The organism is Nocardia shimofusensis NBRC 100134, from assembly GCF_001613125.1.
Classification (GTDB): domain Bacteria; phylum Actinomycetota; class Actinomycetes; order Mycobacteriales; family Mycobacteriaceae; genus Nocardia; species Nocardia shimofusensis.
Map to the genome: position 1 here is coordinate 169,144 of NZ_BDBT01000004.1, position 12,424 is coordinate 181,567.

The 12,424-nt window shown below is 68.9% G+C and carries 8 protein-coding genes and 3 pseudogenes; 5 read left to right on the plus strand and 6 right to left on the minus strand.

Going from position 1 to position 12,424, the window contains the following annotated elements; translation table 11 throughout:
* Positions 1–169 precede the first annotated feature (169 nt).
* The 3 genes from NS3_RS06300 to NS3_RS06310 all read right to left on the minus strand — a co-directional run bounded on the left by NS3_RS06300 (position 170) and on the right by NS3_RS06310 (position 2,770).
* Positions 170–886 (minus strand): L,D-transpeptidase, encoded by a 717-nt coding sequence (locus NS3_RS06300; RefSeq protein WP_245649483.1) that lies wholly within the window; start codon positions 884–886, stop codon positions 170–172.
* A gap of 146 nt (positions 887–1,032) precedes the next feature.
* Entirely contained in the window at positions 1,033–1,893 is an 861-nt protein-coding gene (locus NS3_RS06305) for a hypothetical protein (RefSeq protein WP_157101200.1), read from the minus strand.
* Between the two features lie 199 nt (positions 1,894–2,092).
* Entirely contained in the window at positions 2,093–2,770 is a 678-nt protein-coding gene (locus NS3_RS06310) for a cyclodeaminase/cyclohydrolase family protein (RefSeq protein WP_084495092.1), read from the minus strand.
* A 154-nt stretch (positions 2,771–2,924) separates the two neighbouring features.
* Here NS3_RS06310 and NS3_RS06315 point away from each other — a divergent pair, with 154 nt between their 5' ends.
* Entirely contained in the window at positions 2,925–3,962 is a 1,038-nt protein-coding gene (locus NS3_RS06315) for an LLM class F420-dependent oxidoreductase (RefSeq protein WP_067855025.1), read from the plus strand.
* Positions 3,963–4,025: 63 nt separating this feature from the next.
* Here NS3_RS06315 and NS3_RS06320 read toward each other — a convergent pair whose 3' ends face one another.
* From NS3_RS06320 to NS3_RS28915, 3 genes and pseudogenes are all read right to left on the minus strand, one after another.
* Complete coding sequence (locus tag NS3_RS06320; protein WP_067855396.1) at positions 4,026–4,364, minus strand: STAS domain-containing protein; 339 nt, start codon at positions 4,362–4,364, stop codon at positions 4,026–4,028.
* Between the two features lie 38 nt (positions 4,365–4,402).
* Positions 4,403–5,452, minus strand: a complete 1,050-nt coding sequence (locus NS3_RS28310) for a site-specific integrase (protein ID WP_218018194.1) — start codon at positions 5,450–5,452, stop codon at positions 4,403–4,405.
* A gap of 83 nt (positions 5,453–5,535) precedes the next feature.
* Positions 5,536–5,715: pseudogene (locus tag NS3_RS28915) on the minus strand (helix-turn-helix domain-containing protein); the annotation flags it as partial.
* A gap of 123 nt (positions 5,716–5,838) precedes the next feature.
* On the opposite strand from NS3_RS28915, the gene NS3_RS06330 reads away from it, so the two are divergent.
* The 4 genes and pseudogenes from NS3_RS06330 to NS3_RS30500 all read left to right on the plus strand — a co-directional run.
* Entirely contained in the window at positions 5,839–8,181 is a 2,343-nt protein-coding gene (locus NS3_RS06330) for an MMPL family transporter (RefSeq protein ID WP_067855030.1), read from the plus strand.
* A 516-nt stretch (positions 8,182–8,697) separates the two neighbouring features.
* Entirely contained in the window at positions 8,698–9,312 is a 615-nt protein-coding gene (locus NS3_RS06335) for an LmbU family transcriptional regulator (protein ID WP_169811603.1), read from the plus strand.
* 337 nt (positions 9,313–9,649) lie between these two features.
* Positions 9,650–11,311, plus strand: a pseudogene (locus NS3_RS30495) (type I polyketide synthase); the annotation flags it as partial.
* A 93-nt stretch (positions 11,312–11,404) separates the two neighbouring features.
* Positions 11,405–12,346: pseudogene (locus tag NS3_RS30500) on the plus strand (acyltransferase domain-containing protein); the annotation flags it as partial.
* Between the last annotated feature and the right edge of the window lie 78 nt (positions 12,347–12,424).

Below are 12,424 nucleotides of genomic sequence, written 5' to 3' on the forward strand. Positions count from 1 at the left end.
TTCATCCGATGCGCCACCACGGCACGCCTCGAAACAAACTCCCCGGGCACGATACCGCCGCGTGCGACGGATCAGCCAAATACGGGCCTTGACGCGCGGATCGGCGGGAGGGCCCGGCACTCGCGTCGGTGCGACCCGCGAGCGCCTCGGACCCAGGGCAGGGAGCGAGTCACCAGTGGATATAGACGGGGTCGCCGATGCCGACGGTGTGGTAGTACCAGGCGGCGTCCTCGGGGGAGAGGTTGATGCAGCCGTGGCTGACATTGGCGTAGCCCTGGGAATCCACCGACCACGGCGCGGAGTGCACGAAAACACCGCCCCAGGTGAGCCTTTCGGCGTACTCGCCGTCGATGAGATACCCCTCGGACGAATCGAGCGGGATGCCGATGGTGCGCGAGTCGAACACGATCGAGCGGAACTTCTCGAGTACCGGGTAGGTACCGGTCGGCGTCTCCCAGCCGGGTTTGCCCATCGAGGCGGGCATGGTGCGCACCACCTGGCCGCCGATGCTCACCGTGAACGTGTGCGCCGACATGTCGGCCTCGGCGTAGACGCCCGCGTTGGTGCGGAATTCGGTGCGCACGTCACCCGCGCGCACACTGATCACCGAGTCGGCGGGCAGCAACCCGGTGGGTGTCCACGTGAGTACGCGGTCGCCCGTCCAGGAGAACGTGCCCGGCAGCGGCCCCTCGGCGGTGACGTGGACGGAACGCTCGGCGCGCGCCCGATCGGTGACCGCTTCGGCGAACTCGACGGTCACGGGCTGGGCTATGCCGACCATCCGGCCGTCGGAGGGGGAGATCGCGGCGCGCACGCCGCTGGATGTGGTGCCTGTGGATATCGCGGACGCGCCGCCGGAACCGAAAACTGCCAACGCGATGACCATGACCGCGAGTAGGACAGACCGGATGCTCCGCATGAGCGGCCACCCCTTTCGAACCTGGTGGACCGGGGATAGCCCAGTCTACGCGCGCATGATCAACTGGGCCGGACGTGTCCGAAACCCGCCGATCGCCGCCGGGCCGACGGCGGTCAGGTCGGCATCCCCGGTTCGCGGCTGATCCGGCCGCCCACCCGCTCCTGCACGGTGAACCCATGTCTGCGCAACCAGGCCGCCAGCGCCGGGACGGCGGAGTCGTCGTGGTAGGTGGGCACCAACCGGCCGACGATGCGCATCCTGTGCTCGTCGGCGGTCCGGCACAGGTGCAGCAGCTCGGCACTGCCCAGTCCCATGCCACGCAGGCCCGGCGTGACCGTGATCGTCTCGAGTTCGATGGTGCTCGTGCGCACCTCGAAGGCGACGGTCACCCGCTCTCCCGAGCGTCGCAGTGCCGTGACCTCCGCGGGTATCGGCCGCAGTTCGCCAGGAAGATGGCGCAGCAGCGACTCCCCGGCCGCCTCGCCGGGGGCCAGCCGTACTGCGGTCAGCAGCCGCTGTATCAGGGCGTGCACCTGCGCGCGGTCCCCGTCGGCCGCGGCCTCCCGGATCTGCGGACCCGATCGCGCGATCGCCGCGAGCTCCGCGGCCCAGGCCGGTGCGCTCGCGCGGTAGCGGCGGACGAGCCCGGTGATGGTCGACTCCAGAGTCACCACACCTTGCGTGCCCGGCAACTCCCCGCCGGACAACGGCCCCCAGCGTCGTTCCTCGGCGCCGACGCCGTGCCGGGACAACCTCCCGCGAAGCCTGATGAGCCTGCGCTCGGCACGTTCGAGCGTGCCGCCGGGCAGCATGTGCACCCAGGTCGGCCAGCCGTCGAGATTGGTGCGGATGCGCAGCTCGGTCAGTTCGATCCGAGCGGCACGGTAGTTGCTCCAGGCTTGCTCTCGGCCTTGACGGACATGTAGCGCAGGATCGTCGCTGTCCCCCTGCGAGGCACTGATCTCCTCACTCATGTCCATCAACGGTAGCTGGCGCGCTCCGGCCTCGCCGAAACTTGCTGTTACCGTCGGTGTCGATACTCGCCGCGAGCGACCGCTGACCTCGCGTGCCGAAGAGTTGCCGGAGGCGAGCCTCGGGCGTGTCGGATCAGCAGCGCGTGCTGGACCACTTGCTCGTATCAGGAGCCCGCGAGGGCGCCCGGCCGGGTCGGAATCAGCGCAGGCGCACGGCGTGCAGAACCTCGGCGTGCAGGCCGTCGGCGCGCGCGGAGATCTCCTCGATGCGCAGCAGCACCGGCGCGAACGCATCACCCTCGGCGGCGGGCAGCGAGGCGACATTGATCTCGATATTGAGCTGCGAGCTGGTCGCCGCGGCGCGGGCGGAGTCCGCGGCGGCGCCGATGTCGGTCACCACGTTCGGGTTGCCGATCGGCAGCAGTTCTGCGGCCAGCGAGAGCACCTCGTCGGCTTCGTCCACGACCGCGGCGGGCACCCGGGCCGCCTCGACCAACGCGGCGTCGATGGCCGCCTTGCGGGCCGCGACCTCCTCCTCGGTGCCCTTGGGCAGCTTGTAGGCGTCGCCGACGGCGGTGAACGCGGCGGCATCGGCGTCGGCCAGCGCCAGCGCCCGGCCGCGCGCGGCATCGGCGGCCTCGATGATCCGGTCGATCACCGGACGGTGCTCGGCGTCCTTGGCGCGGGTGGTGTAGCGCGCCACCATGGCGACCAGCGCCGCACCCTGGGCGGCGTGCAGCGCGGCGACGGCGCCGCCGCCGGGGGCGGGCACCTTCGCGGCCAGATCGGACAGATAGCCGGCGAGCGTGGCCGTGCCGAAAGACCCGGCCGATGCGGGCGAGGTGCTGTCCGGGGACGAGGTGGTCGGCTGCGACACGGAGTTTCGGCCTTTCGGTGACGGCGAATGACTACGGCCTCACGCTACTCGGCGCGGCGACCTCCGTTGTACGCAACACCGTGCGTCTGTCACACCCGCCCCGCGCGCACAGCCGGTGCGTGGCTCATCGGTTGCCGGGGTTATGTTGGGCACTATGCGGATCGGATTGGGCATCAACTACTCGGGCGGCTTCAAGGAAGTCGCGGCCGAAGTGGCCGACCTGGAGAAGGCCGGCCTCGACATCGTCTTCGTGCCCGAGGCGTACTCCTTCGACGCGGTCAGCGCGCTGGGCTATCTCGCGGCCAAGACCGAGCGGGTCGAGCTGGCCTCCGGCATCATGCAGATCTACACCCGGACCCCGAGCCTCACCGCGATGACCGCCGCGGGCCTGGACTTCGTCTCCGACGGCCGTTTCCTGCTGGGGCTCGGCGCCTCCGGCCCGCAGGTCGTCGAGGGCTTCCACGGCGTGCCCTACGACGCGCCCATCGGTCGCACCAGGGAACTGGTGGAGATCTGCCGCAAGGTGTGGCGGCGTGAGCGGCTGGAATATCAGGGCAAGTACTACCAGATCCCGCTGCCCCCCGAGCGGGGCACCGGACTGGGCAAACCGCTCAAGCTGATCAATCACCCGGTTCGCGAGAACATTCCGATTCTGCTGGCCGCGCTCGGCCCGAAGAACGTGGAACTCGCCGCCGAGGTCGCCGAGGGCTGGCAGCCGATCTTCTTCCTGCCGGAGAAGGCGAAGGAGGTCTGGGGCGACGCGCTGGCCGCGGGTATGGCCAAGCGCGACCCCGCGCGCGGTGATCTCGAGGTGTTCGCCGGGCCCGCGCTGGCCATCGGCGAGAACGTGACCCCGCTGCTGGAGTTCGTCAAGCCGCATCTGGCGCTCTACATCGGCGGCATGGGCGCCAAGGGCAAGAACTTCTACCACACCCTGGCCACCAACTACGGCTACGGCGCCGAGGCCGACCGCATCCAGGAGCTGTATCTCGCGGGCAAGAAGGAGGAGGCCACCAAGGTCGTCCCCGACGCTCTGGTTCGCGATATCTCTCTGATCGGCCCCGCCGGCTTCGTCAAGGAGCGCGTCGCGGCGTTCAAGGAAGCGGGCGCGACCGTGCTCAACGTCGTCCCCTTGGCCGCCACCCCCGCCGAGCGCGTCGGCCTCATCGAGCAGCTGCGCGAGCTGGTCTGACCCACTGCGAACACGACGACGGCGTCCCGGCTCGGTGCCGGGGCGCCGTCGGTGCGTGGGAGGTCAGTTCCCGCCGATCGCGGCCAGCGCCGCGTCCAACGTCGCGTACAGCGCGAAGACCTGGTCCAGGCTGGTCATCTTCAACTGTCTGCTGGTGGCAGGACCGTCGGCCACGACGGCGATGGCGGTGGTCTCACCGGCTCGCTGGTGCGCCCCGACCAGCGCGGCCATTCCGGCCGACGCCAGGAAGCTGACCTGCGTGAGGTCGATGACGAGGTGCGCGGGCTTGTCCGCGAGCGCCCCGTCGATCGCGCTCTCCAATGCGGGGGCGGTCGCCAGGTCCACCTCACCGTCCACCGTCAACACGGTCGCCGCGTCGTGCAGCGCGACAGAGGTGGTCATCGTGTCGGCCAGGGGGTACGCGTCTCCGGAAGTGTTGGTCACCTATCAACAACACACAAAAAGTGCGAGTTTTGCAAGGCGACTGTGTTCATACGCCGACACAATACATCGGGCCGGAACCGACATCGGGTGCCCGAAGGGTTGGTGCGACGGGCTGTCAGGGTTGCCGGTGCGTCCGCGCCACCTCCGTCGGGGCCTGCCGGGAGGGCCGGGCCAGGCGCGCCAGAGGGTGGGGTTCTCCGGTCAGGACAGAGACCGCTTCCGCGAGTTCGGCGACTGAGGCGCCCACACAGGTGAAGGTCGACACACCTCGGGCGGGGCGGTCGCTGTGGCCGGCGAACGCGCGGGCGACCGCCCATCCCGAACTCGCGTTCGACCCAGGTCAAGATGGTGTGGCGAATCCAGTGCGTGCTGACTCCGAGCGCTGCCGCCCACGACAGATGCTCGCGGATCCGCTCGGTGAGGGTGTCGTAGCGGCGCCGCCCGAGTGAGCGGCCGGTGCGATAGCGCAGGACCCGATCGGTGGCGCCGACCCACCCTGCTGGGCGGCGTGCTCGACCAACCGACGCATCAGCGTGGCGGAGATGGGGTGCCAGCGCACCACCGTGCCCTTTTCCCAGCCTGATCAGGCAGTCCGAGACGTTCGGATCGGACAGTGCCAGCTTCGGTACCGCTTGGCGGCGGCACGCGGTCTCGATGTGCAGCCGGATGATCAGTGCGTCCAGTCCCGGGTCGTTGCCGGTGGTCGCGGCGACATGCGCGAATTCGAGGATCTGCTCGGCGCTCAGGGCGTGGCGCAGGCCGGGCAGGGGTCTCGGCCGGGGTACGGCCGCCGCTGGGTTGTCGCGCGGGTCGATGAGCCGGTCGCGTTCGGCGTAGGAGTAGAGGCGTCTGAAGGCGGAGACGAAGTGGGAGACCGCGCCGTGTCCGTCGCGGGCGTTCGATCGCACCACGGCGTTCTCGCGGTGGCTGTGGACGAGCCGGCCGATGTCGGTGGCGGTGGGTTCATCCAGGCGCCGAGCAGGCCAGTCGCGTTCGATGATGCGCGAGTACGTGCCGGTCAGGGTGTGGCGGCGGCCGGCCACCATGTGCCGCGCGAGTTCGGCCCGGGTGGAATCGACCAGGGCGGTGAAGATTTCCCCCTCGGCGGCGAGACGGTGCAGACGCCCCGCGCGGGGATCGCTTCCTCCTTACCGGCGAGATAGTTGTGGAACGTGCGGGTGGAGACATCGGCGCGCGCCGCGATCGCGTCGGCGGTGACGGTGTGTAGTCCGTGCTCGCGGGCGAGTGCGGCGGCCGGATCGATGTCATCCCGGCATGACCTGGACAGGGGGATCCGACGGGATGTCATCGCCTTCGGATTCGGAAAACTGTTGGTACAGTGCAGGATATGCATGCGGCTTGATCCGCTCGGCCAGGCAGGTTGCGGCAGGTTCGGACAATTCGCTCGACCACTCACGTGAGGGGAGTCACGATGTGTTCGAAGGCGGGCGAGGATGCGCGGGCCGTAGGTTCCCGGCCGTGGGCCGAGGCCATCGCCAGGGTGACGGGCCGCCGCAGGTGGGTCGTCATGGTCGTATGGCTGCTGCTGCTCCTCATCTCGGCACTGGGCGCCGCATCGCTTGCCGGTCGGTTGAGCAACGGGTCGGGTCCGCCGCCCGACGCGGGCAGTGTTCACGCGGATGCACTGTTGGCCGAGGGATTTCAGGGCCGTAGTGCGACCACGATGGTGCTCGTCGTGCGGGACGAGCGAAATGTCGCCGACAACCCCGCCTTCGACGGCCGGGTCGGCGGCGCCATCGACGCCGTCCTGACCGATTCCCGGCTCGGCGGGACGAGCAGCTTCGGTTGGGATACCGCGGCCCCCGAGCGGCGCGCCGAGTTCGTGGGCGCGGACAACCGGACGGTGGTCACCTCCGTCGGCCTCGCGCTCGACGACGCGGCGGCAACCACGGTGCTGCCCTCCATGCAGCAGGAGTTCGACACCAGGTTCCGGCCGCAGGGCCTGCAGGTGGCGCTGGTCAACATCCAGGCGTTCCAAGGGGAACTGACGGAAGCCAGTGCCGCCTCGCTGGCCGAGGCGGAGGCTCTCGCGTTGCCCCTGATCGTCGTCGTGCTGCTGCTGTTGTTCCGCAGTGTGACGGCGACGGTGGTGGCGCTGGCGACGACCATGACCGGGATCGTGTACACCCTCGGGGTGCTCGACCTGATCGCGCGGTACGTGCCGATGAACATCTTCGCTCAGAACATCGTCGTGATGCTCGGTCTGGGCGTGGGCGTGGACTACGCCCTGGTCATGCTCAAACGTTTCAAACAGGAGCTGGCGGACGGCGTGCCGGTGCCGTCCGCCGTCGCGCGCACGATCGCCACCGCGGGGCACACCGTGATCGCGTCGGCGCTGACGATCGTCGTCGCGGTGGCAGCGCTGTTCGTCACACCGCTGAACACTGTGGTGTCGCTCGCGATCGGCGCCGCGCTCGCGGTCGCGATCGCCATGCTCGTGGCGGTACTGCTGTTGCCCGCGCTGCTGCATCTGCTCGGCGAGCGGATCAACGCGGGCCGGGTGTGGGTGCCCGCTGTGATGCGTCGCGACGAATCCGATCCGGAGTCCGCCCGCTGGTATCGGGTGACCCTGTGGGTGATGGCGCGGCCGGTGCTGTGCTCGGTCGCGGTCGTCGCATCGCTGTTGCTGCTGTCGGTGCCTGTCCTCGGGATGAAGCTTTTCACCCCCGACGCGCGCATCCTGCCCGCGAACTCGGCCGTCGGCGCCGGCGCCGATCTCGTCGCGGAGCAATTCGGTCCCGGCGCCGCGAGCCCGATCGTTGTGGTGCTCGAGCCCCGGGAGGGTGCGCCTGCAAGTGCTGCTGCTCTCGCGGAGATGGCGCAATTCGTCGACGATCTGCGGGCGATGCCCGACGTCGCCTCCGTCGACTCGGCGTTGCCCATCCTCCAGCGCATCTCGCCGTCGGATCCGGGGGCGGCGTTGGCTCCCTCCACGCTCGACCGGATCCCGGCCGATCTGGCGGCGGGCGTGCGTCATTTCGTTTCTGACGACGGCGGCAAACTCGTCGTGCAGGTGGTGTCCACTCAGCGCAGTTCCGAGGACGCGACCGTGCGGCTGCTCGACGGCGTGCGTGACCGGGCCGCCGATCTGCGGTTGCTGACGTCCGTGGTCGGCGGCGAGACCGCGCGCGGTGACGATTCGAATGCCGAGATCGCCCGGGCGATTCCGCTGGTGCTGGTGCTGATGCTTGTCGCGGTGTACCTCGTGCTGCTCGGGACGTTCCGCTCGGTGTTGCTGCCACTCAAGGCGATCGCGGCGAACCTGCTCACAGTCGGCGCCACCTTCGGCGTGATGGTGATGGTCTTCCAGTTCGGCTGGGCACCCGGCTGGCTCGGGCTCGGCGACGCGGGGGCTCTCTTCTTCATCGACCCACTGGTGGTGCTGGCGCTGATCGTAGGCCTCGGTACCGACTACGAGGTCTTCCTGCTCAGCAGGGTTCGCGAGGAGTATCTGGCCTCAGGGGACAATCGGGCGGCCGTGGCCCGTGGCATGGCACGTACGGCTCCGATGATCACGGGTGCCGCTGTGTTGATGATCGTCGTTTTCGGCGCTTTCGGATTCGCCGGCTTGATGCCGATCCAGCAGCTCGGGATCGGGCTGGCGGTGGCGGTGGCGATCGATGCGACCGTGGTCCGCGTCGTGCTGGTCCCGGCGGCTATGCAGCTCATGGGGCGCTGGAACTGGTGGAACCCGTGGGAGCGCAAGCCCGATCGGGAGGCGAAGGTCCTCGAGCCCTCCTCGGTCTCCGGCTGACACGTCGCGGACGGACCGGCGGACGACCGGTGCCCATATCGTGGCCTGGCACGCGGTGACGAGGTCGGGTGGACAGGGGGCGCTCTGCCCGGCTCCACCGTGGCCACGCGGCGTCTTCACTGCTGCCCTCGCGAGGTCGAGGTACCCCGCCCGGCGTGCGGCGCGTCCTGCGCACTACGCGCTCCGGATCACAGGAAGCGAATGTTAAAGGTCTGTTATCTCGCTGATCGGGTAGTCAGATCAAGCCGGATCGAGTAGCGTGATCAGAGGCACCAGCATGAACGAAAATGGCTGTGCAGCAATAGTATTCGTCGATCCAAATGAACCCGTGACAGCTCGCGCGGTGCGGGCGGAATCCTCACCTGTCGGCAGCGTCCGATTCCGTTTCTTCATACAGCGGTTTCGGTTGCCCTGTCGAATATTGTGAGGCCGATCCGCGCTCGTATCCGGCGGCAACGGTCGTGGGCTGCCGACATCGGATCGGCGGGTAATCTCCAGAGATCCCTAGGGGGCCCAGTGGTGAACAATCCTTCACAGCAGGCGATACGCGGAGAACTCGTCCGGAACAATAGCACTCGGGTTTCGGTGAGTGCGGTGGCGTGGGAGCCGGTCGCCGCAATCAAATGTGAAGAGTGGCTTCGCCACGGCGGCCGCCTGGGAACGATCGGCCGGGCGGCGGCATGGTGGATCGGTGACTGGGTGAACTACGGCAATATCAAGTTCGGTGAAAAATATTCCCGGGCAGCTCGCATCACGGGCTATGACGTGCAGAGTCTGATGAATATGGCGTACGTGGCGTCACGCTTCTCGATAGAGCGCCGCCATGAGCGCCTGTCGTGGAGCCATCACGCGGAGGTGGCGGCGCTGGACCCGGACGATCAGGACCGGTGGCTGCTGCACGCCGAGGAATCGAAGCTGTCCGTGCGTGGTCTGCGGGAGGAACTCCGTGCGGCCCGACGCAAGGAGGCTGCGGCCTCGGGGGAGTGTGTACCACAGGATACGCAGTCGATGGAACCGGTCGAGTCCGTTCCCGCGGAGGCGCCGGTGTGTCCCCAGTGCGGATTCCATCTCGAGGACGGCGTGGCGACCGCCGTGGAAGCCGCCCGGAAGACCGAATTGAGGTCGGCTTAGCGCGCTCTGCCTGCCTGCCGTCGCCGGTCGTGACACAGTCGAGTTCGCGGAGACATCTACCGACGTCGGTAGATTCGTTGCGCCGGCCTGGCGGGCGCAACGGATCCCGGGCGCGCAAGCAGGCATCCGATGGCGTCATTTCGTGAAGAATCCCGCACTTTGTAGCGGAGGAACACGCTCCGCTAAATTGGGAATTCAATGCCGAACGGCGCAACTCGGGTGCGGAGCGGGTCGATGTAGGACCGCGCAACCGCGGAACCTCGGCGTCTCGAAATGTGGGGTGGGTGAATGCGCCGGCACTCGTATTCCATCGACAGTGATTCGGGGTGTGTGGTCCATGACGGACGACCAGAAATTGCTCGACTACCTCAAGCGAGTCACCGTCGAGTTGCAGGCGGCGCGGCGCAGGATCCAGGAAAGCGAGGAGAAGGCACACGAACCCATTGCGGTGGTAGGAATGTCGTGTCGTTATCCCGGCGGCGCCGATTCTCCCGATAAATTGTGGGAACTCGTCGCCGACGGAACGGATGCCATTTCCGATTTCCCGCGCGACCGCGGCTGGGACGTGGATGGGCTCTACGACCCCGATCCCGACCATCCCGGAACGACATACACCCGTCAGGGTGGATTTCTCTCGGACGCAACGGAATTCGATGCGGAGTTCTTCGGTGTGGCGCCGCGTGAAGCGCTGGCGACCGATCCTCAGCAGCGGCTGCTGCTGGAGGGCACCTGGGCGGCGTTCGAGAACGCGGGTATCGACCCGCTGTCGTTGCGCGGTAGCGATACCGGGGTGTTCATCGGCGGCTCCACCTCGGACTACGCGCATCTGGCGCGCTCCAGTGATGTAGACCTCGGCGGATACTGGGGCATCGGTACGGCGAGCAGCGTGCTGTCCGGGCGGCTCGCGTACTCCTTCGGTCTGGTCGGCCCCGCGGTCACCGTCGATACCGCCTGTTCCTCCTCGCTCGTTGCCGCGCATCTGGCGATGCAATCGCTGCGGCGTGGCGAATGTGATCTGGCGATCGCCGCGGGGGTCGCGGTGAACGCGACCCCGGGTGTCTTCGTGGAGTTCTCGCGCCAGCGCGGGCTGGCTCCGGACGGCCGGTGCAAGTCGTTCGCCGCCGGAGCGGATGGGACCGGCTGGTCGGAGGGGCTGGGCGTGCTGGTGCTGCAGCGACTGTCGGACGCGCGGCGTGCCGGTCTTCCTGTGCTGGCGGTGTTGCGTGGATCGGCGGTGAATCAGGACGGTGCTTCCAACGGTCTGACCGCACCGAACGGCCCATCCCAGGAACGGGTGATCCGGGCGGCCCTCGCCGACGCCCGGCTGGGGCCCGGCGACGTCGACGTCGTGGAGGCACACGGCACCGGTACGGTGCTCGGTGATCCGATCGAAGCGCACGCGCTGGCGGAGACCTACGGGCACCGGCGCGCCGGTGATCCCTTGTGGCTCGGGTCCGTCAAATCCAACCTCGGGCACACGCAGGCCGCCGCGGGCGTCGCCGGGGTGATCAAGATGATCATGGCGATGCGTCATGGGGTGCTTCCCCGCACCTTGCACGTGGACGCCCCCACACCGAAGGTGGAGTGGAGCACTGCGGGCGTGCGGCTGCTCACGGAGCGGCAGGAATGGCCGGAGTCCGGGCGGCCCCGGCGCGCCGGAGTGTCTTCTTTCGGCGTCTCCGGGACCAACGCCCACGTCATCGTCGAACAGGCACCGCCGGAACCCGTCGCCGGGTCCGCTGTTGTGCACCCGCTACGGCCCGCCGACAGCCCGCCGCGGGTGTTCGAGGACGGACCCGTGGTCTGGGTGCTCTCGGCCCGCTCGGCCGGCGCCCTGGCCGAACAGGCGCGCCGGTTGGGTGACCGGGTCCGCGCCGCCCCGGATCCGGACGTGATCGACATCGCCTACTCGCTGGCCGTCGGAAGAGCACGGCTGCCCCATCGCGCGGTGGTCGTGGGCACGGACCGGGAGGATCTGCTCGCGGGCCTGGGGGCCCTCGCCGACGGCCGCACCGAGGTCACCGAACGTCCCGGCGTCCGGGTGGTGGCGGGCCGTGCCGATCGCGCGGGCAGAGTGGGATTCGTGTTCCCCGGGCAGGGCACGCAGTGGGACCGGATGGCAGTCGAATTGCTCGACAGCTCACCAATTTTCGCGGAGCGCATGGCGGAATGCGCGGAGGCGTTGGCGCCGCATATCCAGTGGTCGCTGTTCGACGTGCTGCGTGGCGCGCCCGGCGCGCCGACGCTGGAACGAGTGGATGTCGTCCAGCCGGTGCTGTTCTCGATGATGGTCTCGCTTGCAGCGGTGTGGGAGTCCTTCGGCGTGCGGCCCGAGGGGGTGGTCGGGCATTCCCAGGGGGAGATCGCCGCCGCCTGTGCGGCAGGGGTGCTGTCGCTGACGGATGCGGCCAGGATCGTCGCCGTGCGCAGCCAGCTCATCCAGCAGGAGGTGGACGGCGCGGGCGCGATGCTGTCCATCGTGGAATCCGAGGCCACCGTACGGGCGTTGCTGGACGGGGCCGCCGACCGGATCTCGATCACCGCGATCAACGGTCCGCAATCGGTGGTGGTGGCCGGTGATCCGGAGTCACTGGCGCGGTTCGAACGTGTCCTCGCCCGCGCCGGGATCATGCGCTGGCTGGTGCCCGGGGTGGATTTCGCCGCTCACTCGCCCGCGGTGGCCGCGCTGGAGAACCGGCTGATCCGTGAGCTCGCCTCGATATGGCCCCGGGAAGTCGAGGTGGCCTTCCACTCCACCGTGGTCGGGTCCGCGGTGCGGGCCGAGATGCTCGACGGTGCCTACTGGTACCGGAATCTGCGCGAGCCGGTGCGCTACGAGGCCGCGACCCGAGCGATGCTGGCCGGCGGGCACGACGTGCTCATCGAGGTCAGCGCGCATCCGATTCTCACCCTCGGTACCGAGGAGACCATCGCGGACGCGGGCGCGCGCGCCGCGGTGATCGGCTCGCTGCACCGCCACGACGGCGGCGCGCACCGGATGCTGACCGCGTTGGCCGAGGCTTTCGTGTCCGGCGCGGAGGTGCGCTGGCCGGTGCTGTTCGAGGGGCGGCCGGTCCGGCGGGTCGACCTGCCGACCTACGCCTTCGAGCGC

Excerpts from the sequence above, each read along its gene's own strand:
- NS3_RS06300 (WP_245649483.1), bottom strand. The coding sequence starts at position 886 with ATGGTCATCGCGTTGGCAGTTTTCGGTTCCGGCGGCGCGTCCGCGATA.
- NS3_RS06305 (WP_157101200.1), bottom strand. The coding sequence starts at position 1,893 with ATGAGTGAGGAGATCAGTGCCTCGCAGGGGGACAGCGACGATCCTGCG.
- NS3_RS06315 (WP_067855025.1), top strand. The coding sequence starts at position 2,925 with ATGCGGATCGGATTGGGCATCAACTACTCGGGCGGCTTCAAGGAAGTC.
- NS3_RS06320 (WP_067855396.1), bottom strand. The coding sequence starts at position 4,364 with ATGACCACCTCTGTCGCGCTGCACGACGCGGCGACCGTGTTGACGGTG.
- NS3_RS28310 (WP_218018194.1), bottom strand. The coding sequence starts at position 5,452 with ATGGTGGCCGGCCGCCGCCACACCCTGACCGGCACGTACTCGCGCATC.
- NS3_RS06330 (WP_067855030.1), top strand. The coding sequence starts at position 5,839 with ATGTGTTCGAAGGCGGGCGAGGATGCGCGGGCCGTAGGTTCCCGGCCG.